This is a genomic window from Acinetobacter sp. ABJ_C5_2 (genome assembly GCF_044538485.1).
Lineage (GTDB): Bacteria > Pseudomonadota > Gammaproteobacteria > Pseudomonadales > Moraxellaceae > Acinetobacter > Acinetobacter nosocomialis_A.
Map to the genome: position 1 here is coordinate 1 of NZ_JBIUCS010000104.1, position 351 is coordinate 351.

Here is a 351-nt window from a genome sequence, read left to right on the forward strand (position 1 = left end):
CCTCATTGCCAGGTTCAGGTACAGTCTCTGCAGACATTACGGCACCTGTGGTTGCGCTAGATGATGTGTTGACGAATGACAGCACACCTGCGCTGACCGGTACAGTGAATGATCCGACTGCGACTGTTGTGGTGACTGTAGATGGCACAGACTATCCAGCAGTCAATAACGGCAACGGTACCTGGACGCTTGCAGACAATACGCTTCCAGTGTTGACCGATGGTCCACATACAGTAACTGTGACAGCGACCGACCCTGCAGGTAATGTGGGGATAACAGGTGCAGTGGTGACTATCGATACCACAGCACCGACAGTTGCGTTAAGTGATGTAACTACCAATGACAGTACAC

General features: G+C 51.6%; 1 protein-coding gene. It reads left to right on the plus strand.

The window, feature by feature from the left end:
• On the plus strand, positions 1-351 hold a 351-nt coding region (locus ACH8JV_RS19565), incomplete at both ends, for an Ig-like domain-containing protein (RefSeq protein ID WP_396523314.1).